Consider the following 23,285-nt stretch of genomic DNA (forward strand, 5'->3'; position numbering starts at 1 on the left):
CCTTTTTCGCTTATTTTTTGATGACTTTTTCTGCAATTGCTGTGTTTACAATAGCCTTATAGTCAACTTCCTTTGGAAGCACTCCGGACTCTTTCATGATCGTCTGAAGATTGTTCCACTCTTCCTTATCGAGGATTGGATCAGTTGAGAAGGAGCCTTGGCTTTTATACCGTTCGACAACCGTTTTAATAATTTCAAAATCTGTATCCGGGAAATACGGTTGAACAGCTTTGGCTATCTCCTCTGAACTATGTGTAGCAACCCATTGTTGAGCCTTGTAAATTGCTCTGGTGAAGCTTTCAACAGTTCCTTTGTGATTGTTGATATAGCTTTGTTTCGTCATAAAGGTTGTATAAGGGACATGTCCTGACTCCGTACCGAAGGAAGCGACAATATACCCTTTTCCTTCCTTTTCAAAAATACTGGCAGTCGGTTCGAATAATTGAACGAAATCACCGGTTCCCGATGCAAAAGCGTTCGCGATATTGGCGAAATCAATATTTTGGATTAAATTTAAATCTTTATGGGGATCTATTCCATGGTTCTTTAAAACAAATTCACCAACCATCTGCGGCATCCCGCCTTTGCGTTGACCTAGGAATGTGGTTCCCTTTAATTGATCCCATGTAAAATGATCGATTTTTTTTCTTGAAACAAGGAAGGTCCCATCTGTTTGTGTCAATTGGGCAAAGTTAATGACCGGATCATTCGCGCCTTGGGCATAAACATAAATGGATGTTTCAGAGCCAACCAGTGCAATGTCAGCACCGCCTGAAAGCAATGCTGTCATCGTTTTGTCTCCGCCGGCGGTCGTGGTTAGTTGAACATCCAAACCTTCATCCTTGAAAAACCCCTTTTCTAAGGCCACATATTCAGGGGCATAGAAGATGGAACGGGTAACTTCGGCAAGCCGAACCTTCACCAATTTCTTCGTTTTCGAATTGTTAGTATTAGTATTGCAAGCAGCTAAGGAAAACATAAGAATAGCAATGAGAAGAAAGGAAAAACTGAATTTTGACCATTTTTTCATGAATTGTACCTCCTTAAATCTGGGCTTCTTTTGCCTGGAATATCGTATGAAGGGGATAAAAAATGTGTGAATGCCCAGTTGCAGAAATTTCAAAAACAAAGAAAGGAGGGATTAGGGCTGGAAGAATATAACGGTAAAATCGTTGAAATAAATGAGTTTCCCTCACCAAATCCGAAGGTTGAATTAAAGGTGATTACTTACATATCAAACGGACTCCGGGTAAAAGGAATGCTCGCCGAACCGAAAACCAGGGATACCAGTGAAGGGTTTTTATATTTGCGGGGCGGGATAAAAAACGTCGGTAAAGTCAGACCTTCAAGGATTGCCCAGTTTGCTTCCGAGGGTTTCATCGTCTTTGCCCCCTATTATCGCGGAAATCAAGGTGGAGAGGGCAATGAGGATTTCGCAGGGGATGACCGCGAGGATGCTTTTGCAGCTTATCGGCTATTACAATCACTTCCCGGGGTGAGACATATTCATATCTTTGGATTTTCGCGCGGCGGTGTAATGGCATTGTTGACAGGGATCCAATTTTCTGAGGCTGCGTCCATTGTTACATGGGGAGGGGTCAGTGATATGTCCTTAACCTATCAGGAACGCAAAGATTTACGCAGGATGATGAAAAGAGTAATTGGCGGAACACCGGAAAAATATCCGGAAAGGTATCAAATACGTACACCACTTTACGAGCTGGAAAAGCTTTCACCACCGGTTTTAATTATTCATGGTGTAAATGACGAGAATGTTTCTGTTGAGCATGCCTACCGGCTTGAACGTAGGCTAAAGTTGCTGAATAAATCGGTGGCATGCTGGTATTTTGAAAAGTTTACACATTATTTTCCTCCTGCTGTTAACAGAAAAATAGTTGAGGACTTAACGAAGTGGATGAAAAATCAAATCAAAAGATGATAAAATAAAAGAAATAAACAAGCAGAGGAGTGTAAAGAATGGGTATGCCCCTTGAATTAAATACAATGATTGTGACAAAGGGAAGAGAAAAAAGGGTCGAAGAAAATCTGTTCCTTCTTGAAAAGGAAGGATATCGACTTTATCCGATTGAGATTCCTATTGATGTAAGAAAAACAATGGACAGCGATTCAAGCGGAACAGCATTAATCAAAAAAGTCGAGTGGCAAAAAAACAGCACGACGTTGACATATCAATTAATTTCCTTAAATACGACGAATTAAGCAGGGCACCTGACCTTTGTGTTTTTTTGAAAAAACCCCCATCAATTGATGGGGGTTTCTTTCTGTTTAGTAAAACTCTTCTTAGGCAATTGGGCCGCCTTTTTCTTCAATGTCGGCTGAAACGTTTGTGAATTTTTTAAAGTTCTCACGGAATTTTTCCGCTAATTCTTTTGCTTTCTGTTCATAGGCAGCCGCATCCGACCATGTTTTATTTGGTTGGAGAACTTCATCAGGAACACCGGCAATGTGTAACGGAATATTTAAGCCGAAAATTTCATCCTTAACCGTTTCCACTTCATTCAATTCACCTTCAAGAGCAGCCTGCACCATTGCTCTTGTAAACATAAGCTTCATGCGGTTACCTACACCATATTCTCCCCCTGTCCAGCCTGTATTAACAAGGAAGACATTCGCATTATGCTCGAGTATTTTTTCACCGAGCATTTCCGCATACCGTGTCGCCGGCAATGGTAAGAACGGAGCTCCAAAGCAGGTTGAGAAGGTTGCCTGCGGAGAAGTGATTCCGCGTTCTGTCCCGGCAAGCTTGGAGGTATAACCGCTTAAGAAGTGATACATCGCTTGTTCCTTAGTTAATTTTGCAATTGGCGGTAATACTCCGAATGCGTCAGCAGTTAAGAAGATGATTGTGTTTGGATGACCCGCAATACTTGGCAGCACAATATTATCAATTGCATCAATTGGGTAAGCTGCACGAGTATTTTCTGTTAATGTGCCGTCATCATAATCAGCAATTCTCGATTCTTGATTAAGGGTCACATTTTCTAAAACTGTTCCAAAACGAATCGCATCAAAAATTTGCGGCTCTTTTTCACGGGAAAGATTAATGCATTTTGCATAGCATCCGCCTTCAATGTTAAAGACGCCGTTTGATGACCAACCGTGCTCGTCATCGCCAATTAGCCGGCGATTAGGATCGGCAGATAATGTGGTTTTTCCTGTACCTGAAAGTCCAAAGAACAGGGCTACATCACCTTCTTGACCTACATTCGCAGAACAGTGCATGGATAAAATATTATTTTCAGGTAACAAATAATTCATCACGGAAAAAATCGATTTTTTCATTTCACCTGCATATTCTGTCCCGCCAATTAAAACAGTCCTGCGTTCAAAAGAAATAATAATAAATGTTTCTGAGTTCGTACCGTCAACTGCTGGATCTGCTTTAAAATTTGGAGCAGAGATGACTGTGAATCCGGGATCATGTGCCAGTAATTCATCTTCATTTGGACGAATAAACAATTGATGAACAAATAAATTATGCCAGGCATACTCATTAATTACCTGGATTGGCAATTGCGATTTTTTATCAGCGCCTGCAAATCCTTTAAAAACATAAATTTCGTTTTTTTGTTTTAAATAGTCTACTACCTTATTATAGAGGTTGTTGAATTTTTCCTCTGATATGGGTTGATTTGCACTCCAGGCAATCTTATCTTTTGTTGATTCTTCACTAACAATAAATTTATCTTGGGGAGATCTCCCTGTGTATTTACCCGTGGATACCCGAATGGCTCCAGCAGAAGTTAATGTCCCTTCGTTACGGCTTAAGATTTTTTCAACTAATTGGGGAACCGATAATTGCACTTGAACATGATTTTCTTTTAATAATTCATTTAATTCATTTGGAATGTGAACAGAATTCATTTAAGGGGACCTTCCTTTTCCATGTATTTAAATGTGATAACATCTTATGATTAGTATAACACATTTATTCTAATAGTCTATACTAATTAGTAATTCAGATTGTATTTTATACTATATCCGCAAATTTGATGAATAGTTATTAAAAATCATTATTTTAAAAAAATATTCAAGATAAAAACGTACTGCGCTTTTTTTAATTTGGGCTCAAACAAAAAATACTATTTAATTAGGAATGATAAATTGTATGTCCCTACTAAGGCGATTTTTTTATATTCCCGTTAAATTTTGAAAAAATCCATTGACATTGTTCGATAATGTGCGGTATGATTCATCCTTGAACGGATACTCTCTTATCCCGAGCTGGTGGAGGGACAGGCCCTATGAAACCCAGCAACCTGCTATATGAGAAAAACGACCTCTTAATGGTCTTTTTCCTAGCGAAGGTGCTAATCTGACGCAAGGCTCTGACCTTGAACGATAAGAGTGAAAGGCCCGGAACAACCTTTCCTCACTGGTAAGGTTTTTTGTTTTGTATAAGTCCTTTTATGATAAGAGTTAGGAATAAAGCTTTTAGTTTATTCCCTTCTAATAAAAATCCTTTGTTTATTTCATACTATAAAGGGAATGAGTTCCGTATCAATGCACGAGGTTCAAGAAGTATTCCTGTAACCTTCTAAAACCTCGATTATCTCATATTATAGGAGGAATTCAGTTGTCAACAAAACGTCGTTTGTTCACTTCTGAATCAGTAACTGAAGGTCATCCTGATAAAATCTGTGACCAAATTTCTGATTCCATTTTAGATGCAATTTTAGCGAAGGATGCTAATGCTCGTGTTGCGGCAGAAACTTCAGTAACAACAGGACTGGTACTTGTAGCCGGTGAAATCACAACTTCTACTTACGTGGATATTCCAAAAATTGTTCGTGAAACGATTAAAGGTATCGGGTACAATCGTGCTAAATACGGCTTTGACTCTGAGACTTGTGCCGTTTTAACTTCTATCGATGAACAGTCTCCGGACATTGCCATGGGTGTTGATCAGGCACTTGAAGCACGTGAAGGTCAAATGTCTGATGAACAAATTGAAGCAATAGGTGCAGGAGACCAAGGTTTAATGTTTGGTTTCGCTTGTAATGAGACAAAAGAGCTAATGCCTCTTCCAATTTCTCTAGCTCACAAGCTTGCACGCCGTTTAACAGAGGTTCGTAAAGAAGAGCTTCTTCCTTACCTCCGTCCGGATGGAAAAACTCAAGTAACAGTTGAATATGATGAAAACGACAAACCGGTTCGTATTGATACAATTGTTATTTCTACTCAACATCATCCGGAAGTCGCTTTAGAGCAAATTCAACGCAACCTAAAGGAATTTGTCATCAACCCGGTAGTTCCGGAAGAACTAATTGATGAAAACACAAAGTATTTCATTAACCCAACAGGCCGTTTCGTAATCGGCGGACCTCAAGGGGATGCAGGCTTAACCGGCCGTAAAATCATCGTTGATACGTACGGTGGATATGCTCGTCATGGCGGCGGTGCATTCTCCGGTAAGGATCCAACGAAGGTTGACCGTTCTGCAGCCTATGCTGCACGTTATGTAGCTAAAAACATTGTCGCAGCAGGACTAGCTGAGAAATGTGAAGTACAGCTTGCCTATGCAATCGGTGTTGCTCGTCCGGTTTCAATTTCTGTGGATACATTCGGTACAGGCAAAGTCAGTGAAGATGTTTTAGTTGATCTGGTAAGTGAAAACTTTGACCTTCGTCCTGCCGGAATCATTAACATGTTGAACCTTCGCCGTCCAATTTACAAACAAACAGCAGCATACGGACATTTTGGACGTACTGATGTAGATCTTCCTTGGGAGCGCACTGATAAAGCAGACTTATTGCGTGAACAAGCAGCAAATCGTTAAAATAAAAGGGAGTTGCATTTTACATGTAACTCCCGTTTTTATTTTAACGTCTAAATGAACAGTATACGTCTTCAAATGCGAGGTTTAAGCAGGCTAAAATAGGTGAAAACTGAATGGTACCTTAAATTTCCTAACGTTCACAGTGCCATTTTTGCAAAAATAGTGGTAGTATTAGAGAGTATGTTTTTTGAAGTACGTCCTATATAGGATATTTAGAATGGAGTAGGTGAGGTACATAATGTGTGGTTTTATTGGTTGTGTACACGACAAAACACAAAACAATAGTGATGAACAAAAACAACAATTTAAAAATATGAACGATATTATTACCCATCGCGGCCCTGATGATGATGGTTTTTATTATGATGACCATATTCAGTTTGGGTTTCGGCGTCTAAGTATTATCGATATTGAAAGCGGGCATCAACCGCTTACTTATGAAAATGAGCGCTACTGGATTATTTTTAACGGCGAGGTTTATAACTATGTAGAGCTTCGTGAAGAACTTCAGAAAGTTGGTTTAAGCTTTGCAACGAGTTCTGATACAGAGGTTATTATTGCCCTCTACAGTCACTTGAGAGAAAAAGCCGTGGAAAAACTTCGCGGGATGTTTGCGTTTGTCATTTGGGATAAACAAGAACAAACCCTATTCGGAGCAAGGGATCCTTTTGGAATTAAACCATTTTTCTATTTAGAAGATAGCGGAAAAACTTTCTTCGCTTCTGAAAAGAAAAGTATCTTACTGGCTCTTGAAAACGATGTACTTAATTATGATTCCTTACAGCATTATTTAACCTATCAATTTGTTCCTGAGCCAAGCACGTTGTCGGAAGGCATTAAAAAGCTGGAGCCTGGACATTATTTTACAAAAAAAATTGGCTCTCCAATGGAAATGAACCGGTATTGGAAGGCGCATTTTAAACCTGTTCAAAAATCGGAACCGGATTTTATTAAAGAAATTAAAGATGTATTATTTGATTCTGTAAAAATGCATATGCGCAGTGACGTTCCGGTTGGTTCTTTTTTATCGGGCGGGATTGATTCATCCATCATTGCTTCTATTGCCAAAGAGTTTCATCCTTCCATCAAAACGTTTTCAGTTGGCTTTGAACGCAATGGCTTTAGCGAAATTGACGTTGCCAAAGAAACGGCTGAAAAGCTTGGTGTTGAGAATATCAGTTATGTAATCTCGCCGCAAGAGTATATGGATGAGCTGCCAAAAATTATGTGGCATATGGATGACCCTCTTGCAGACCCGGCGTGCGTTCCGCTTTATTTTGTGGCCCGTGAAGCAAGAAAGCATGTAACGGTTGTTCTATCAGGTGAAGGTGCCGATGAGCTTTTTGGCGGCTACAATATTTACCGTGAGCCGCAATCATTAGAAGTATTTAATAAAATTCCCCGTGTTGGAAAGGTTCTGTTAAAAGGGATTGCCAACATGATGCCGGAAGGTGCAAAAGGGAAGAGCTTCATTGAGCGCGGTGTTACTCCAATGGAAGAGCGCTACATCGGTAATGCGAAAATGTTCACTGAAGAAGAAAAACGTGAGCTTTTAACAGTATATCGTGAGGGATTAAATTATACTGATATTACGAAGCCGCTTTATATGGAATCCAGAGGCTACGATCCTGTCGATCGGATGCAATACATCGATATCCATACATGGATGCGCGGTGATATTTTACTCAAGGCAGATAAAATGACGATGGCTCATTCGTTAGAGCTGCGCGTTCCTTTCCTTGATAAAGAAGTATTTGCAGCAGCATCAAAAATACCGACAAGCTTGAAAACAGCTAACAATACTACTAAATATATTTTACGAAAAGCAGCCGAAGGAATTGTCCCGGCACACGTGCTTGACCGTAAAAAACTAGGTTTCCCTGTCCCAATCCGTCATTGGCTGAAGGATGAAATGAATGAATGGGCGAAAACAATAATCCGTGAAAGCAATACGGATCATTTAATCAATAAAACGTACGTATTGAGATTACTTGAAGACCATTGCCAAGGTAAAGCAGACAACAGCCGGAAAATTTGGACTGTTCTCATGTTCATGGTGTGGCACCAAGTGTATGTAGAAGAAAAGTATTCCTTTGCTGAGAAAAGAGTCCTTGAGACTGTTAATAACTAAATGGTAATAAAAACGAGGCTGACTTATTTCATATAAGTCAGCCTCGTTTTTATTGGGATTGAATTGACTTATAATACTGAGCTTTTTCTGCATATTCACGAACGATTCTTTCCATATCCTCAATATCATCAGGATTTAATTCTCTAATAACTTTAGCAGGTCTGCCAAATGCTAAGGTATTAGGAGGTATTTTCTTTCCTTGCGGAACAAGGCTGCCGGCACCGATGAAAGCACCTTCACCAATTTCTGCATTATCAAGGACTATGGAGCCCATTCCGATTAACGCCTTTTTTCTTATAATACAGCTATGAAGAATTACTTGATGACCAATGGTGACCTCGTCTTCTAAAATAAGTGGATTATTAGGGCTTTGGTGTAAAACAGAGTTGTCTTGGATATTCACTTTATTTCCAATTTTCGTCGGAGCTACATCACCTCTGATGACTGTGTTAAACCAGACGCTCGACTCTTCACCAATTTCAACATCACCTGTAATGGTTACAAAATCCGCTAAAAAGGCAGATTCAGCAATTAAGGGGTATTTATCATTAAATGGGTAAATCACAATTTTTCTCTCCTTTTTAATGAATCATGAAAGTAATTTAAGAAAACTTTTCCTATCTATGGTAAAGTACTTTCAACAGTACATGCAAATATTTACTCACCTAACACTGGATAATTCTTGCTGTTATACGTTCAAAGTGTAATAATGTTAAAATAAAAAAATATGGAGTTTTATTTTTTAGGAGGAAAAGATAAATGTGGAAGTGGGAAGCGGAAGGGGAAGCGAAAGCAGTCATTGTGATGGTTCATGGGGCAATGGAACACCACAGACGATATGGCTGGCTCATTGAAATGTGGCGAACATCTGGTTTTCATGTGATAATGGCTGATCTTCCTGGACAAGGTATGACAACTAGATCCCGCAGGGGCCATATTGATTCTTTTGATGAATACATATTTGAAGTAAAGGACTGGGTACAGGCAGCTTATCGTTATGATTTACCTGTATTTTTGCTTGGACACAGCATGGGAGGTTTAATCTCGATTCGTCTGCTTCAGGAGGAAAGGGTAAATATTGCTGGAGTCATACTATCCTCTCCATGCCTAGGTCTGGTTAAAACTCCATCCAAATTTTTAAGTGCTGTATCATATGGATTAAACGTGGTGTTTCCATCTTTAAGGATGAATTCTGGATTGACCGTTCAAATGGCAACAAGAAACCTAGATGTTTGTGAAGCAGATTCAAATGATACACTTTATGTAACAAAGGTTTCCATTAGGTGGTATCGCGAATTAGTGGCTGCCATAAAGCTTGCGTTCATGAATCTTGAGAAAACCTTTGATGTTCCAATGCTGGTTATGCAAGGCGGAGATGACAAGATCGTCAATAAAGCCACGGTCAAGCAATGGTTTAACCACGTGCCATTATCAGAAAAGAGATTTAAAGAATGGCCAAAATGCTACCATGAAATCTTTAATGAACCTGAACGCGAAGAGGTATTTGAATACGCAAAGGACTTTGTCAACAGCCAATTAAAATCAATTGGTTATATTGTTTAAAGGGGTGAAGGGATGATGTTTTCCATGAAGCCAATCAGCCTCATGTCTCAGGTATACCGCAAAATAATCCCTGCCGTCCATCAAGAACTGGGTTATTGGAAAAGCCGCGCGGAAAAAATTCCGAACCCGGAGCTGCGAAATCAGGCTCTTGCCAGTATTGAGCATAAAACGTTTCACTGTGAAGGAGGGGCAATTCTCGCTTTAATGGCAGAGGAACATTACCAAAAGGCGGTAAAGTTTATTGTAGCCTATCAGACCATCAGTGACTACTTAGATAATCTTTGTGACCGGAGTACTTCCCTTGACCCTAATGATTTTGCTGCGCTCCACGAATCAATGGCAGATGCATTAACATTGGAAGTCAGTGATAAAAACTATTACAGGCTTCGAGCGGATCAAGATGATGGCAATTATTTAAAAGATCTATCAGAAACATGCCGTTCTGTTTTACGTGAAGTGAAACATTATGATTTAGTCAAGGATTATCTCCTTGAGCTTTGTGAGTATTATTGTGCCTTGCAAATTCACAAACATGTTGCCCATGAAGAACGGGTGCCTCGTTTAGAGAAATGGTTTCATAGCTATCAAAATAAACTGCCTGAGATGGAATGGTATGAATTTTCAGCATGCTCTGGATCGACATTGGGGATTTTTTGTTTGATTTCTTATGCGATGCGAGGGGATTTTAAGGCTAGTGATGCTGAAAATATTCGCAAGGGATATTTTCCTTATATTCAAGGTTTGCATATCTTATTGGATTATTTCATCGATCAGGAGGAAGATTTGGCTGGCGGTGATTTGAATTTTTGTTTTTATTACGAAAATCATGAAAAGCTTTTTAATCGATTAAAGCACTTTGTTATGGAAGCTGACCGACATACAGAGTACCTTCCGCATAAAAAATTTCATCAGCTCATCAATCGGGGCTTATTAGGGATATATTTATCAGATAGTAAAGTCCGAAAGCAAAAAAATGTCCGAAAGCTGGCAAAAAGGATTATTAAGTCCGGTGGAATCATCAGTTACTTCTTTTATGTAAATGGCCTTGCATACCGTTCATTTCAAAAATTCGTGCCCTCGTTTGTGATGAGGCTGATCTTAAAATGAAAAATCCAGGGCGCCAACTGTAAAATGTACCCTATAGAGTAGACACTTAAAAGTCTGCCTATAGGGGTACTTTACTGCGTGGTTTTATCTTTTTTCAATTGCGACAATAAAAGGCGGATTTTTTTGTTGATTAATAAATTGATACTGTAAAACATGTGCAGCTTTTTGATCAATTTGTTGGCAATAGTCGAGCAGAATATCCCGTTCAATAGCCCCTTCATCGTGACCATGATAAATGACAATGACAATTATTCCTTCGGGTGCCATAATCTCTAATAACTGTTCAACCGCTGAAATTGTGGTTTCAGGTCGGGTCACAATTGCTTTATCACTTCCGGGTAAGTAGCCTAAGTTAAAAATTGCCCCGGTTACATTTCCATGATGTATGGAAGGGATATTTTCCAAAAGCTTTTCATGACCCTCATGAAAAAGTGTCACCCGCTCCAAAAGACCCTTCTGAATAAGTCTTTCTGTACTGGCGGTAATCGCTTCCTCTTGAATATCAAAACCAAATACCAAGCCATTTGCTCCAACCAGTTCGGCTAAAAATAACGTATCATGTCCATTTCCCAAGGTTGCATCAACAACAATATCTCCACGTCTAACAGCTTTTTCAAGTATTTTTTTAGCAAAGGGAAGAATTCGTTCTAATTTCATGCTGTTACTTCCCTTCCAAATAAAATTTACCCTGCCAGCTGTCTCTTCGCTTAAGTTCTGCATCAATGGAATTTAAAACTTCCCATTTGTTTACACTCCACATCGGACCAACCATTAAATCAATCGGTCCATCACCCGTAATTCGATGAACAATCATTTCCGGCGGTAAAATTTCCAATTGGTCGCATACTAAGCTTACATAGTCCTCTTTAGAAAGGAATTCGAGCATTCCTTTTTCATATTGCTTCACCATTGGTGTACCTTTCAAAAGATGAAGCAAATGGATTTTAATGCCTTGCACATCCAAATTCGCTACTTCCCGAGCTGTTTCCATCATCATTTCATAAGATTCAAGCGGCAGGCCATTAATAATATGGGAGCAAATGCGGATTCCATGTTTTCTGAGCTTATTCACGCCGTCAACATAGCATTGAAAATCATGAGCCCGATTGATGAGTAAGGCTGTACGTTCATGGACAGTCTGTAAACCAAGCTCGACCCATAGATAGGTTCGTTCGTTTAATTCCGCTAAATACTCAACGACATCATCGGGCAAACAATCCGGTCGTGTGGCAATCGACAACCCAACAACTCCATCATGTTCGAGGACCTTCTCAAATTTTTCACGAAGAACCTCTACCGGGGCATGTGTATTTGTGTAGGCCTGAAAATAGGCCATGTATTTGCCGTCTCTCCATTTTGTATGCATCTTTTCTTTAATTTCGCGGAATTGTGTTTCCAGGGTCTCAGTCCGGTCACCGGCAAAATCCCCTGAACCGGCCGCACTGCAAAAGGTGCAGCCGCCATGAGCGACGGTACCATCACGGTTTGGACAGTCAAAGCCGCCATCGAGTGCCACTTTAAAAACCTTATGGCCAAATTGCCGGCGAAGGTGGTAATTCCATGTATGATAACGTTTATCGTCCGAAGCATATAGAAAAGGTTTGGTCTGAAGCATGTCAGAAACCTCCTTTAATTTTAAAAATTTAAACACATAAATTCAATTTTATCATGAAGTATATGACATATCCAATTGTACAAATTGGCAGCAATTATCGATAATCCTTTGTCATAGGAAAATGAATGGGGAACACAATAAGAAATGAAGCAGTGTGCTTCAAAGAAGGTTATTCCTAGTGCCACACATTTAAGGGGGTTCTTAGATGGCTACTCGTGAATCAATGGAAAGTCTAATACAAAAATGTGAGGATACTCTTCGGTTTGCCCAAAATCAATATAAAGAAAGCAGCCTTCAGCAGCATTATAACAACGATGATTATACAGCAGCATTGCAGCAGCTTGAAGAAACATACCAAGATATTTGTACGATGGCACATAGCGCAAATGCACAGCAGAGAGAGCAGCTGCACAGAATGAGGCTGCAGCTTCAACAGCAACAAAACACAATGATATTACAAGGGTATTAAGAGGAGGAAAAGCAGTTGAAAAAACGTTCTAAACAACAAAACCCCGAACAAAAGACACGAAATGGCAGTAACAATCAAGATATAGAGCTTGGGCAGGATTATGATCTAGTCAAACAGTCCAAGAAGAATTATGAAAAATCAGGCGGACAGCCGGTTAAATCGAAATTTCATCAAGAACAATAACTATCATCTTAAATCAAACAGAACCCTCAACTTCATTAGTTGAGGGTTATTCTTTTGACGAAACCTGCCTAAGAAAAATCATTGCGCCTTACCGGAAAACAGTCTAAAATTACCTAGGGAATCGAAATAAGTATTAAAGGAGCGTTTTTCATGCCACGTGCCTTATGGCTCTTAATTATTGGGATGGCGGTGAATGTTACTGGCAATTCTTTTTTATGGCCTTTAAATACAATTTATATCCATGATCATTTAGGGAAATCATTATCTGTTGCCGGAGTTGTTTTAATGTTAAACTCCGGAGCGAGCGTTATCGGAAATCTTTTTGGCGGCCATTTATTTGATAAAATAGGCGGCTATAAATCTATTCTTCTAGGAATCTGTATCACCCTTCTTGCACTTGTCGGACTATCCATCTGGCATGAATGGCCGGAGTATGTGGTCTTTTTAACCATTGCCGGATTTGGCTCCGGGATTGTTTTTCCTTCTATGTACGCCATGGCAGGAACCGTATGGAAGGAGGGCGGGCGTAAGTCATTTAACGCCATTTATGTTGCCCAAAATCTTGGAGTAGCAATAGGGACTTCGCTTAGCGGAGTTGTTGCGGATTATTCATTTCAACTAATCTTTCTAGCCAATGCCATTGCGTATGTCATCTTCTTGCTCATTGCGATTTTTGGCTATAAAGGGATCTCTACAGGGGGAACATCAAAATCCAAAACCACTAAGGGTCAACAGGCTATCCACAACAGAAAAAATATTAATGCTTTATTGATCCTTTGCTCCGGCTATCTATTATGCTGGGTAGCCTATGTTCAATGGACCACCACTATTGCTTCCTATACACAAGAAATCCATATTTCGTTAACACAGTATAGCTTTTTATGGACCGTGAATGGTATGTTAATTGTCCTCGGACAGCCAGTACTAAATAAATTATTAAAATTCATTGCAGCCTCACTAAAGGCTCAAATGCTAATTGGAATCGTCGTTTTTATTATTTCATTTTTGGTTGCCGGAAACGCCCATGCCTTTATCGGTTTTATGGTTGGGATGATTATTCTAACAATCGGCGAAATGTTTATCTGGCCTGCGGTTCCAACGGTCGCATTCGATTTAGCACCAAAGGGCAGGGAAGGATTTTATCAGGGAATTGTAAACAGTACAGCAACCGGAGGCCGAATGCTTGGACCTTTACTTGGCGGAATGCTCGTTGATCTCTACAGTATGTCCATGCTATTTTTTGTATTAATTGCCTTGTTCCTTATTGCGATTGTTACCACTCTTGTTTATGATCACCGCTTAAAAGCAGGAAAGAAATTTGCTGCAAATGGTTCTTAATCTAATAGCCGGTTCCTCTTGGGGAGCCGGTTTTTTCCGTTTATAGAAGGCTCTTTTCTTTAAAGATTGTGATTTTTGAAATAGAAAACTGCTATCCGCAAATGAAAGTTCTTTTTCATTACATTGATATTAGAGACAGTTTCAGGTAAAGAATAATCATATTTAAATCTTGTTTAAAAAGTAGATATTTCGTCTAACCTGAAATTAGGCATTCCTTTGCTTGCAACATGTTAGAAAATTTAATACAATAACCGTATACTTTTATATTGAAAAAACAGTGATGAGGAATAGTAATGGTTAATACCCGAATTTAGAGAGTTGACGGCTGGTGGGAGTCAACCGGGAACATCATGAACTCGCCTTAGAGTTGCAAGCATGAACTAAAAAGTAATGTTTGCCGTTTTCCGCGTTAAGGATGAATGAAGCGAGTGTTGACAACACTAATGTGGGTGGTACCGCGGGAGATACATACAATCCTCTCGTCCCGTTTTTGGGATGAGAGGTTTTTTATTTTTTTATAGGAGGAAATCGTTATGAGTTTCGATCATCAACAAATCGAAAAGAAGTGGCAACAGAAATGGGAAACAGAAAAAACCTTTAAAACAAGCGAAGAATTTGGAAAAAGAAAATTCTACGCTTTAGATATGTTTCCATATCCTTCAGGGGCGGGGCTACATGTTGGACACCCTGAAGGCTATACAGCAACCGATATTCTTTCCCGCTTAAAGCGGATGCAGGGCTATAATGTACTTCATCCGATGGGCTGGGATGCCTTCGGGTTACCCGCGGAGCAATATGCATTGGATACCGGTAATGACCCGGCAGAATTCACAAAGCAAAATATTGATACATTCCGGAGACAAATTAAATCACTAGGATTCTCCTATGATTGGGACCGTGAAGTGAATACGACGGATCCTGAATATTATAAATGGACGCAGTGGATATTTTTAAAACTATTTGAAAAAGGCCTTGCCTATATTGATGAAGTAGCGGTTAACTGGTGCCCGGCACTTGGAACCGTTTTGGCAAACGAAGAAGTTATTGATGGAAAAAGTGAACGCGGCGGCCACCCGGTAGAACGCCGTCCAATGAAGCAATGGATGTTAAAAATCACGGCTTACGGTGATCGTTTGCTTGAAGACCTTGAGGAGCTTGATTGGCCGGAAAGTTTGAAGGAAATGCAGCGCAATTGGATCGGTCGTTCTGAAGGTGCAGAAGTAACCTTTAATATTGATGGTCACAATGAAACCTTTACTGTCTTTACAACACGTCCTGATACATTGTTTGGTGCAACCTATGCAGTGCTTGCTCCGGAGCATTCATTTGTCGATAAAATTACTACCGCTGAACAACGTGCTGCAGTGGATGCTTATTTAGATAAAGTAAAAACAAAAAGTGATCTTGAGCGTACGGATCTGGCAAAAGAAAAAACAGGAGTATTTACCGGTGCGTATGCAATCAATCCGGCAAATGGCGAGAAAATGCCAATCTGGATTGCCGATTATGTTTTGGTAAGCTACGGTACAGGTGCGATCATGGCTGTACCTGCACATGACGAGCGTGACTATGAATTTGCTAAACAGTTTGATTTACCGATCAAGCAGGTTGTTGCCGGCGGAGATGTTCAGAAAGAAGCTTACACAGGTGACGGCGAGCATATTAATTCCGATTTCTTAAACGGTTTGGATAAGCTTGAGGCAATTCAAAAAATGATTGCTTGGCTTGAAGAAAAGGGCATTGGTACAAAGAAAGTAACCTTCCGTTTACGCGATTGGCTGTTTAGTCGCCAGCGTTATTGGGGTGAGCCGATTCCTGTTATCCATTGGGAAGATGGTACAATGACCGCTGTTCCGGATGAACAGCTTCCATTAACATTACCGAAAACGAAAGAAATCAGACCATCTGGAACAGGCGAATCGCCACTTGCAGTGATTGAAGACTGGGTTAATGTTGTTGATCCCAAAACGGGTAAAAAGGGTCGCCGTGAAACGAATACAATGCCGCAATGGGCAGGCAGCTGCTGGTACTATTTACGCTATATTGATCCGAAAAATGATCAAGCATTAGCTGCTGAAGAAAAATTAAAGCATTGGCTTCCGGTGGACACTTATATTGGCGGAGCAGAACATGCGGTGCTCCACCTACTTTACGCTCGCTTCTGGCATAAATTCTTATATGATATCGGGGTTGTGCCTACAAAGGAACCATTTCAAAAGCTATTTAACCAAGGAATGATCTTAGGCGAAAACAATGAGAAAATGAGTAAGTCAAAAGGAAATGTTGTAAACCCTGATGATATCGTAGCCAGCCATGGTGCTGATACTCTTCGCTTGTATGAAATGTTTATGGGACCGCTTGATGCATCGATTGCCTGGTCAACGAATGGCCTAGATGGATCACGACGCTTCTTAGATCGGATTTGGCGTTTAATGGTTGAAGAAGATGGGGAAGTAAATCCAAAAATTCAGCCAAATGAAGATGCTTCTAATTTAGAAAAGATATACCATCAAACAGTGAAAAAGGTAACCGAGGATTACGAAGGCTTAAGATTCAATACGGCCATTTCGCAAATGATGGTATTTATAAATGAAGCCTATAAGTCAACGGTTCTACCAAAGGATTATATGGAAGGCTTCGTGAAATTACTGTCACCTGTTTGTCCGCATATCTCCGAGGAGCTATGGGCAAAGTTAGGTCATATTGAAACAATTTCTTATGAGGCTTGGCCTGCATATGATGAAGCAAGGCTAGTGGATGAGGAAGTTGAAATTGTCATTCAAGTAAATGGTAAAGTAAAAACAAAGCTTATGGTCCCAACAGATGCCACCAAGGAATCGTTAGAAGAAATTGCTATGGATGACGACCGAGTGAAGGAACAAATTGAAGGAAAAACCATTCGTAAAGTCATCACGGTGCCGGGCAAACTAGTAAATATAGTAGCTAATTAATACTATGGAAGAGAAAATTTTTGAACTAAGACAACTGTCTAGCTCCAGCGCCCAGCGGCTAGTGTACTTCGCTCTTCTCCCTACGATAAGTCAACATCAAATCGCAAAAAACGCGATTCGTGTTTCCTTTATCTCAGTCGAAGCGCTCCAGTCCATACGCCGCTAAACGGGTGCTTGCGCTTTTCTAATAAGGGGATGATATGAATGGAAGAATTACAAATTATTACACCGGAAGAATTGCAGAAGAAGCTCGAGAATGGGGAAAAGCTGGAGCTTGTAGATGTTAGGGAAGATGAAGAGGTGGCAGCGGGGATGATTCCGGGGGCAAAGCATATTCGCATGGGTGATATTCCAATGAACCTTGACTATTTTGATAAAGATAAAGAATATATTTTTATCTGCCGCTCCAGTCACCGCAGTGGAAATGTATGCTTCTATCTTCAAGATCAAGGATATAAAGTCCGTAATATGATTGGCGGCATGCTGGCATGGACAGGTGAGACGAAATAAAGATAAAACCAATTCCACATTTCGGAATTGGTTTTTTTATTCACTATAATCAGTGAGATACATTAAGCTTTTGCCGATCTTTTAAGAGTAATCCACCCATGATCATCAAGGGGACAATGTTGACAACTGCCAGTACAGTTCCTTGGAAGTCGGTACCAATGAAGGGGCAATTCTCCAAAGATTCGAATTTCTCCGCCAACGTTGATAAAACCATAGCCTGATTTTCATTTGCAAACATTTCATGACTGATTGAGATTTGCACCAGTTTACTCATGGAATTGAAACGATAGTTATACTTCAGGTTCCACCTGTTGTGGTATCGAAGCCGCCCCGCTGCCTTGCCCCGCCGCCGAATGAATCCTGATTTTGCGAGTTATTACCATTATCTAAGGAATTACCGTTGTTACTGGAAAACGCATCGCTATTAGTAGAATTATCATCAAAGAAGCTCTGATTTGAACCATCTGTATTTTGATTAAAATGCTGCTGGCTTGTATTCTTATTTGAAGAGGAATTCTGCCTAGCTGTTATTTGATTGCTGGTCTTATCTCCATTTGTAAGTCCAAGATAGGAAACCATTCCGGCAACCAATGCTAAGCTGCTAAAGCTGACTCCCCAGGAAATTCGTTGTTTTTTATTCAATTTAAATACTCCTTTCATTTAAACTGCTTACCTTCTAAAAGCAGTTTACAAGTTAATTCTTAATATAAACTTAATATATACTAGGTTTTTATTTTTAAAATTCAGAAAAATGGTAATACTGATAGAAAAAAAAGGAAAGGGAGAGGAAATTGATACAAGTAAAACTGTTTGATCGGGAACACGAGAAGGATTTAGAAAAGGAAATGAATCACTTTCTCAAAGGATTGGATGAAAAGAAATTGCTGGATATTAAATATAATGTAGCGGCCATGCCGGAGGAAGAAGAGGAAGAACAAATTTATTGTTTTTCTGCCATGATAATTTATCGGGCCTGACAATTTGTCAGGCCTGATTTACGTTTTCCCGGGCAAAATGGGCAGCATTGGTTCCTGCGAGTCTGCCGGTTACGAGTGCAGAGGTGATATTATAGCCTCCTGTATAGCCATGAATATCAAGAATTTCTCCGCAAAAATAAAGGCCATTCATTAATTTCGAACCCATTGTTTGCGGCTCCACTTCTTTGACAGTAATCCCGCCGCCTGTCACAAATGCTTTTTCAAGTGGAAGTGTGCCATTTACGTTAATGGTAAATTGCTTGCAGCTTTTTGAAAAACTGCGGATCTTTTCATTAGAGATTGTGCCTCCCTGTTCGGATGAATCAATCTCATTTAGCTCTAATAAAAATAGTAGATATCGTTCAGGTAGAATTCCTTTTAAAGTATTCTTTATGCTTTTTTTCGGCTCTTTTTTCACTAGCTTTACGATTTCTTGAAAAAGTTCTTCCTCTTTTTTATCAGGTAAAGCATCAAGATTCATCGTTACTTCTTTTAAATTCCATTTCTTCATTGCTTTGACAACAAACTGACTGCAACGGAGTACAGCGGGGCCGCTGATTCCGAAATGGGTAAAAATCATATCCATTCGGTGTGTTATGATGGGCTTCCCCTTTGGATTCAGGACGCTTAAATCAATGTCTCTTAATGAAAGGCCTTGCAGTGCTTTAGTTTGAATAAAAGGCTCATTAGACGTGATTGGCACTTCGGTTGGAAAAAGTTCTGTTACCGTATGCCCAGCTTTTTCCGCCCAGGCGTAACCATCACCCGTTGACCCGGTATGGGGAACAGATTTGCCGCCCACCGCAATTACAATGGATTTTGCTTTGATTTTTGAACCATCCTTTAATATTACTGCAGCAGCCTGCCCATTTTCATAAACTACATCATCTACAGGACAATTCTTGAATACTCGGACATGTAATTGTTCCAGTTTTTCCAACAGTGCATCCACGACCGATTGCGCTCTATCGGAAACCGGGAACATCCGCCCATGATCTTCTTCCTTTAACTCAATACCTAATTTTTCAAAAAACCGAATGATATCTTCATTACTAAAGATCGAAAAAGCACTGTATAAAAACTTACCGTTTCCCGGCAAATGCTTGATGATTTCTTCAATAGGAAGCCTATTTGTAACATTACAGCGCCCGCCGCCTGAAATGGCAAGCTTTCTGCCAAGCTTGTCCCCTTTATCGATTAACAATACTTTCGCACCCTTTTCTCCGGCAGCAATGGACGCCATTAACCCGGAAGGACCGCCGCCAATAACAATGACATCAAATTCCATATTTCACCAACTTTATTTTATATTCGTTTAGTTACGGATAAACTATAGTATAATCTTTACCAGTCTTACCGAAAAGAGTAGGTTAAGTCAACGATTTTTAATAAATTTAACAGTATTGTTAGTAGCGTCATAGAGAAAAGAGTTGTAAACTACAATAGTGTGCAAAAAAAGTCGAAATAACTTTGTGATTGAATGCACTTATTTTTCTTAGTAGGAAGGGATTTTATGGGGTCTAAGCTTTTAAGGGGAACGTTTATATTAACCGTTGGTACGATACTTTCCAAAGTTCTCGGCTTAATTTATGTTATTCCGTTCTATCAAATAGTAGGAAAACAAGGGACTGCACTGTATAATTTTGGCTATGTTCCCTATACCATATTTATTAGTATCGCAACGGCAGGTGTACCGTTAGCTGTTTCAAAATTTATTTCAAAGTATAATGCCCTGGAAGAATATGCGGTCGGAAGGAAATTATTTAAATCCGGATTAGTTATCATGTTGACAACCGGGGTTGCAGCCTTCCTTATTATGTACTTCATAGCACCGGTGTTGGCTGAAATGAGTATAAGCGGAAAAAAACAATCGATAAGTGTGGATGATGTGACAACGGTCATCCGTGCCGTTAGCTGGGCTTTAATCGTCGTTCCGTTTATGAGTTTAATTAGGGGATACTTTCAAGGACACCAATCAATGGGTCCTTCAGCTGTTTCCCAAGTTGTTGAGCAAATTGTTCGGGTTGCTTTTACCCTTATAGGGGCATATGTTGTCCTAAAATATATGAGTGGAAGTATGGTCTCGGCCGTTAGTGTTGCAACTTTTGCAGCGTTTATTGGAGCAATTGGCAGTTTATTTATATTGTTTTGGTATTGGTACAAAAGAAAACCATATTTGAACGAGCTTCTTGAACAGGATAAAGGCACGCTAAATATCTCACTAATGGAAATATATAAAGAGATTTTTATTTACGCCGCTCCGTTTGTATTTGTTGGAATTGCCAATCCTTTATTCCAATCGATCGACCAATTTACCTTTAGCAAGGCTATGGCTGAGATTGGGAAATCGGGGCCTTATGCAACAGCAGCTTTTTCAACGTTGAATTTTGAGTCCCATAAGATTGTCATTATTCCAGTCTCACTGGCAACAGCTTTTTCCTTAACACTTGTGCCAAGTATTACCCAGGCATTTGTAAATAAAGACCAAAAAAGTATGAATCACCAGATAAATCAGACCTTTCAGGTTATGTTATTTTTAACCTTGCCTGCGGCAATCGGGCTTTCTTTATTGGCTGAACCTGTCTATACAGTGTTTTATGAGCATGAGGCCCTTGGTACACAAGTGTTAGCGGCTTATGCACCAGTCGCAATCTTATTTTCTCTATATTCGGTTACGGCAGCCATACTGCAGGGTATCAATGAACAGCGCTACACGATTTTAAGTTTGCTTGTTGGGCTTTTAATAAAATTAGCCCTCAATATTCCGCTTATTAAAATGATGGATACGAGGGGGGCCGTTCTTGCTACAGCACTAGGTTATACTTCATCAATTGTCATTAATCTGATTGTGATTAAAATTTACTCTCGCTATCAATTTCGTTTCGTATGGCGAAGAAGCTTATTAATAGTCATTTTTGCAGGCGTGATGTGGTTAGGAACTGAATTCGTTTATAAATCCCTATCATTATTCTTATCTCCTGCTTCAAGGGTACAATCGTTAATTCTTATTTTAATAAGTGCAGGAGTTGGAGCTGGTATCTATTTTTACTTAGGCCTCAAATCAGGACTTGCTGACAAGTTATTTGGTCATCGGATAGTCCGCATCAAGCAAAAATTGAAATTGCCAGTTTGATATTGAAAAATGATATCTTCTTAACTAGAAGGAGAATAACAAAATGAGAATTGATAAAATGCTTGCTAATTTGGGATTCGGAAGCCGTAAGGAAGTTAAGCAGCTACTGAAAAGCGGTGCTGTAAAGGTGAATGATGTTGTTGTGAAGGATGCGAAACAGCAGGTTGACCCAAATAAAGAAACCGTCACCTTGAACGGCGAAGTAATTGAATATAAAGAATTTATCTACCTAATGATGAACAAGCCCCAAGGAGTACTTTCAGCCACTGAAGATAGCGCCTGCGAAACGGTGATTGATTTATTGGAGCTTGAAGATCAGGTATATGAACCGTTTCCTGTTGGGCGATTGGACAAGGATACGGAAGGGCTGCTGCTGATTACCAATGACGGTCACCTGGCCCATCGGCTGCTTTCACCAAAAAAGCATGTTCCTAAAACGTATTTTGCGGTGATTGATCGTGAAGTTACGGAAGAAGATGTGAAGGCGTTTGCCGAAGGAGTTACCCTGGATGACGGCTATGAAACAAAACCAGGCGAATTAAAAATCTTAAAATCAGGGATTCGTTCCGATATCGAGCTTACCATCACAGAAGGTAAATTTCATCAAGTGAAAAGAATGTTCGAAGCCGTAGGAAAAAGTGTGGTTTACCTTCAGCGGATATCGATGGGACCGCTAGCCTTAGATGAGACGCTCGAACTTGGTGAATATCGTGAATTGACGGATGAAGAAGTAGAATTATTGCAGGATTATCAAGTAAAATAAGCAAAAAGCAACCTGACTTTAGGAGAGTCAGGTTGCTTTTTTGTTATGCTGCTAAAAAAGCTTTAAGCATCCAGTTATGTTTGCTTAGTTTGCCGATTAATTCCAAGAACATATCACTGCTTACTTCATCATTGCTTTGTTCAGCTGCTTCCATACCGGCTTTTAATTCATCAATAAGTTGTGAGTAATCTTTTACAATTGATTGTACCATTTCTTCTGCAGTTAAAACTTCGGTTGTCTCTTCAATCGTTGTAAGCTGAAGATATTCTTTTAATGTTGAAATTGGTTTGCCGCCGATGATTAATAGCTGTTCTGCTAATTCATCAATGGTGCTTGCTGCTTCATTATAAAACTCTTCAAACTTAGCGTGTAAGGTAAAGAATTGTGGACCTTTCACATACCAATGAAAATGATGTAATTTTGTATATAAGACATTCCAGTTTGCGATTTGTTGATTAAATACTTGTTCTAGTGTCATGGATGATTCCTCCTTTTTCTATCTTAATTAATTATATCACATATTATTTAAAAGTGAATATTAAATAATAATAATTATCATTAAAGTAGAATCCTAGTATCACCTTATTTATTTTATCCGAACAATAAAAAAACAGTCTAAATTAATTTGGATAATTTAAACTGCTTATCATATGGGGCAGTGGGATGATGAGCAAAGATTAATAACTAGGCAAATCAATGGGTATCCTAAAAAATATTTAAGGACGAATAACTGTAATTAGGGGGA

General features: G+C 39.6%; 23 protein-coding genes, 1 riboswitch and 1 other annotated feature. Of the genes, 14 read left to right on the forward strand and 9 right to left on the reverse strand.

Annotation, left to right across the window (positions count from 1 at the left end; all coding sequences use genetic code 11):
* Positions 1-10 precede the first annotated feature (10 nt).
* Positions 11-1,030, reverse strand: coding sequence for an ABC transporter substrate-binding protein (locus J2S10_RS00225; protein WP_307403469.1), 1,020 nt, complete (start codon positions 1,028-1,030; stop codon positions 11-13).
* Between the two features lie 117 nt (positions 1,031-1,147).
* Between J2S10_RS00225 and J2S10_RS00230 the strand changes: the two genes are divergently transcribed.
* Together J2S10_RS00230 and J2S10_RS00235 are read left to right on the forward strand one after the other, a co-directional pair.
* A complete protein-coding gene (locus J2S10_RS00230) occupies positions 1,148-1,939 on the forward strand; it encodes an alpha/beta hydrolase family protein (protein WP_307405093.1) in 792 nt (263 codons plus the stop codon).
* Between the two features lie 38 nt (positions 1,940-1,977).
* Positions 1,978-2,220 carry a DUF2584 domain-containing protein gene (locus J2S10_RS00235; RefSeq protein WP_307403471.1) on the forward strand — a complete coding sequence of 81 codons (243 nt, stop codon included), beginning with the start codon at positions 1,978-1,980 and terminating at the stop codon, positions 2,218-2,220.
* A gap of 81 nt (positions 2,221-2,301) precedes the next feature.
* On the opposite strand, the gene pckA is transcribed toward J2S10_RS00235, so the two are convergent.
* On the reverse strand, positions 2,302-3,885 hold the full coding sequence (gene pckA / locus J2S10_RS00240; RefSeq protein WP_307403473.1) for a phosphoenolpyruvate carboxykinase (ATP): 1,584 nt from the start codon (positions 3,883-3,885) through the stop codon (positions 2,302-2,304).
* Between the two features lie 347 nt (positions 3,886-4,232).
* A riboswitch (SAM riboswitch) is annotated at positions 4,233-4,369 on the forward strand.
* Positions 4,370-4,597: 228 nt separating this feature from the next.
* Here pckA and metK point away from each other — a divergent pair.
* Together metK and asnB are read left to right on the forward strand one after the other, a co-directional pair.
* Entirely contained in the window at positions 4,598-5,800 is a 1,203-nt protein-coding gene (gene metK / locus J2S10_RS00245) for a methionine adenosyltransferase (RefSeq protein ID WP_307403475.1), read from the forward strand.
* A 238-nt stretch (positions 5,801-6,038) separates the two neighbouring features.
* The gene (gene asnB, locus J2S10_RS00250; RefSeq protein ID WP_307403477.1) at positions 6,039-7,931 is read left to right on the forward strand and encodes an asparagine synthase (glutamine-hydrolyzing); all 1,893 of its coding nucleotides are present in this window, start codon (positions 6,039-6,041) and stop codon (positions 7,929-7,931) included.
* A gap of 49 nt (positions 7,932-7,980) precedes the next feature.
* Here the strand turns inward: asnB and J2S10_RS00255 are convergent, their stop codons facing one another.
* Positions 7,981-8,496 carry a gamma carbonic anhydrase gene (locus tag J2S10_RS00255; protein ID WP_307403480.1) on the reverse strand — a complete coding sequence of 172 codons (516 nt, stop codon included), beginning with the start codon at positions 8,494-8,496 and terminating at the stop codon, positions 7,981-7,983.
* Positions 8,497-8,690: 194 nt separating this feature from the next.
* Here J2S10_RS00255 and J2S10_RS00260 point away from each other — a divergent pair, with 194 nt between their 5' ends.
* Together J2S10_RS00260 and J2S10_RS00265 are read left to right on the forward strand one after the other, a co-directional pair.
* A complete protein-coding gene (locus J2S10_RS00260) occupies positions 8,691-9,494 on the forward strand; it encodes an alpha/beta hydrolase (RefSeq protein ID WP_307403482.1) in 804 nt (267 codons plus the stop codon).
* A gap of 15 nt (positions 9,495-9,509) precedes the next feature.
* A complete protein-coding gene (locus J2S10_RS00265) occupies positions 9,510-10,601 on the forward strand; it encodes a tetraprenyl-beta-curcumene synthase family protein (RefSeq protein ID WP_307405095.1) in 1,092 nt (363 codons plus the stop codon).
* Between the two features lie 84 nt (positions 10,602-10,685).
* Here J2S10_RS00265 and J2S10_RS00270 read toward each other — a convergent pair whose 3' ends face one another.
* Both J2S10_RS00270 and J2S10_RS00275 read right to left on the reverse strand, forming a co-directional pair.
* Complete coding sequence (locus tag J2S10_RS00270) at positions 10,686-11,258, reverse strand: class I SAM-dependent methyltransferase (protein WP_307403484.1); 573 nt, start codon at positions 11,256-11,258, stop codon at positions 10,686-10,688.
* A gap of 4 nt (positions 11,259-11,262) precedes the next feature.
* A complete protein-coding gene (locus J2S10_RS00275) occupies positions 11,263-12,216 on the reverse strand; it encodes a TIGR01212 family radical SAM protein (protein ID WP_307403486.1) in 954 nt (317 codons plus the stop codon).
* Positions 12,217-12,421: 205 nt separating this feature from the next.
* Here J2S10_RS00275 and J2S10_RS00280 point away from each other — a divergent pair, with 205 nt between their 5' ends.
* From J2S10_RS00280 to J2S10_RS00300, 5 genes are all read left to right on the forward strand, one after another.
* Entirely contained in the window at positions 12,422-12,685 is a 264-nt protein-coding gene (locus J2S10_RS00280) for a YtzC family protein (RefSeq protein WP_307403488.1), read from the forward strand.
* 15 nt (positions 12,686-12,700) lie between these two features.
* Positions 12,701-12,868 carry a glycogen biosynthesis protein GlgD gene (locus J2S10_RS00285; RefSeq protein WP_307403490.1) on the forward strand — a complete coding sequence of 56 codons (168 nt, stop codon included), beginning with the start codon at positions 12,701-12,703 and terminating at the stop codon, positions 12,866-12,868.
* Positions 12,869-13,018: 150 nt separating this feature from the next.
* Positions 13,019-14,206, forward strand: coding sequence for an MDR family MFS transporter (locus tag J2S10_RS00290; RefSeq protein WP_307403492.1), 1,188 nt, complete (start codon positions 13,019-13,021; stop codon positions 14,204-14,206).
* A 268-nt stretch (positions 14,207-14,474) separates the two neighbouring features.
* Positions 14,475-14,696: a binding site (T-box leader), on the forward strand.
* Positions 14,697-14,739: 43 nt separating this feature from the next.
* A complete protein-coding gene (gene leuS, locus J2S10_RS00295; RefSeq protein ID WP_307403494.1) occupies positions 14,740-17,157 on the forward strand; it encodes a leucine--tRNA ligase in 2,418 nt (805 codons plus the stop codon).
* A 204-nt stretch (positions 17,158-17,361) separates the two neighbouring features.
* Positions 17,362-17,667, forward strand: a complete 306-nt coding sequence (locus J2S10_RS00300) for a rhodanese-like domain-containing protein (RefSeq protein WP_307403496.1) — start codon at positions 17,362-17,364, stop codon at positions 17,665-17,667.
* 49 nt (positions 17,668-17,716) lie between these two features.
* Here J2S10_RS00300 and J2S10_RS00305 read toward each other — a convergent pair whose 3' ends face one another.
* Together J2S10_RS00305 and J2S10_RS00310 are read right to left on the reverse strand one after the other, a co-directional pair.
* Entirely contained in the window at positions 17,717-17,929 is a 213-nt protein-coding gene (locus tag J2S10_RS00305; protein WP_307403498.1) for a hypothetical protein, read from the reverse strand.
* Between the two features lie 35 nt (positions 17,930-17,964).
* A complete protein-coding gene (locus tag J2S10_RS00310; RefSeq protein ID WP_307403500.1) occupies positions 17,965-18,309 on the reverse strand; it encodes a hypothetical protein in 345 nt (114 codons plus the stop codon).
* A gap of 149 nt (positions 18,310-18,458) precedes the next feature.
* On the opposite strand from J2S10_RS00310, the gene J2S10_RS00315 reads away from it, so the two are divergent.
* Positions 18,459-18,644: a sporulation protein Cse60 gene (locus tag J2S10_RS00315; protein ID WP_307403502.1), complete on the forward strand. Its 186-nt coding sequence runs from the start codon at positions 18,459-18,461 to the stop codon at positions 18,642-18,644.
* A 7-nt stretch (positions 18,645-18,651) separates the two neighbouring features.
* On the opposite strand, the gene J2S10_RS00320 is transcribed toward J2S10_RS00315, so the two are convergent.
* Positions 18,652-19,932 carry a BaiN/RdsA family NAD(P)/FAD-dependent oxidoreductase gene (locus J2S10_RS00320; protein ID WP_307403504.1) on the reverse strand — a complete coding sequence of 427 codons (1,281 nt, stop codon included), beginning with the start codon at positions 19,930-19,932 and terminating at the stop codon, positions 18,652-18,654.
* Positions 19,933-20,157: 225 nt separating this feature from the next.
* Here J2S10_RS00320 and J2S10_RS00325 point away from each other — a divergent pair, with 225 nt between their 5' ends.
* Positions 20,158-21,777 (forward strand): putative polysaccharide biosynthesis protein, encoded by a 1,620-nt coding sequence (locus tag J2S10_RS00325; protein WP_307403506.1) that lies wholly within the window; start codon positions 20,158-20,160, stop codon positions 21,775-21,777.
* A gap of 43 nt (positions 21,778-21,820) precedes the next feature.
* Positions 21,821-22,540 (forward strand): pseudouridine synthase, encoded by a 720-nt coding sequence (locus J2S10_RS00330; protein ID WP_307403508.1) that lies wholly within the window; start codon positions 21,821-21,823, stop codon positions 22,538-22,540.
* A gap of 43 nt (positions 22,541-22,583) precedes the next feature.
* Here the strand turns inward: J2S10_RS00330 and J2S10_RS00335 are convergent, their stop codons facing one another.
* Positions 22,584-23,018: a Dps family protein gene (locus J2S10_RS00335; protein WP_307403510.1), complete on the reverse strand. Its 435-nt coding sequence runs from the start codon at positions 23,016-23,018 to the stop codon at positions 22,584-22,586.
* Positions 23,019-23,285: the final 267 nt, after the last annotated feature.

Source organism: Neobacillus ginsengisoli (assembly GCF_030813055.1).

Excerpts from the sequence above, each read along its gene's own strand:
- J2S10_RS00225 (WP_307403469.1), bottom strand. The coding sequence starts at position 1,030 with ATGAAAAAATGGTCAAAATTCAGTTTTTCCTTTCTTCTCATTGCTATT.
- J2S10_RS00235 (WP_307403471.1), top strand. The coding sequence starts at position 1,978 with ATGGGTATGCCCCTTGAATTAAATACAATGATTGTGACAAAGGGAAGA.
- pckA (WP_307403473.1), bottom strand. The coding sequence starts at position 3,885 with ATGAATTCTGTTCACATTCCAAATGAATTAAATGAATTATTAAAAGAA.
- asnB (WP_307403477.1), top strand. The coding sequence starts at position 6,039 with ATGTGTGGTTTTATTGGTTGTGTACACGACAAAACACAAAACAATAGT.
- J2S10_RS00260 (WP_307403482.1), top strand. The coding sequence starts at position 8,691 with ATGTGGAAGTGGGAAGCGGAAGGGGAAGCGAAAGCAGTCATTGTGATG.
- J2S10_RS00265 (WP_307405095.1), top strand. The coding sequence starts at position 9,510 with ATGTTTTCCATGAAGCCAATCAGCCTCATGTCTCAGGTATACCGCAAA.
- J2S10_RS00270 (WP_307403484.1), bottom strand. The coding sequence starts at position 11,258 with ATGAAATTAGAACGAATTCTTCCCTTTGCTAAAAAAATACTTGAAAAA.
- J2S10_RS00275 (WP_307403486.1), bottom strand. The coding sequence starts at position 12,216 with ATGCTTCAGACCAAACCTTTTCTATATGCTTCGGACGATAAACGTTAT.
- J2S10_RS00280 (WP_307403488.1), top strand. The coding sequence starts at position 12,422 with ATGGCTACTCGTGAATCAATGGAAAGTCTAATACAAAAATGTGAGGAT.
- J2S10_RS00290 (WP_307403492.1), top strand. The coding sequence starts at position 13,019 with ATGCCACGTGCCTTATGGCTCTTAATTATTGGGATGGCGGTGAATGTT.
- leuS (WP_307403494.1), top strand. The coding sequence starts at position 14,740 with ATGAGTTTCGATCATCAACAAATCGAAAAGAAGTGGCAACAGAAATGG.
- J2S10_RS00300 (WP_307403496.1), top strand. The coding sequence starts at position 17,362 with ATGGAAGAATTACAAATTATTACACCGGAAGAATTGCAGAAGAAGCTC.
- J2S10_RS00320 (WP_307403504.1), bottom strand. The coding sequence starts at position 19,932 with ATGGAATTTGATGTCATTGTTATTGGCGGCGGTCCTTCCGGGTTAATG.
- J2S10_RS00325 (WP_307403506.1), top strand. The coding sequence starts at position 20,158 with ATGGGGTCTAAGCTTTTAAGGGGAACGTTTATATTAACCGTTGGTACG.
- J2S10_RS00330 (WP_307403508.1), top strand. The coding sequence starts at position 21,821 with ATGAGAATTGATAAAATGCTTGCTAATTTGGGATTCGGAAGCCGTAAG.
- J2S10_RS00335 (WP_307403510.1), bottom strand. The coding sequence starts at position 23,018 with ATGACACTAGAACAAGTATTTAATCAACAAATCGCAAACTGGAATGTC.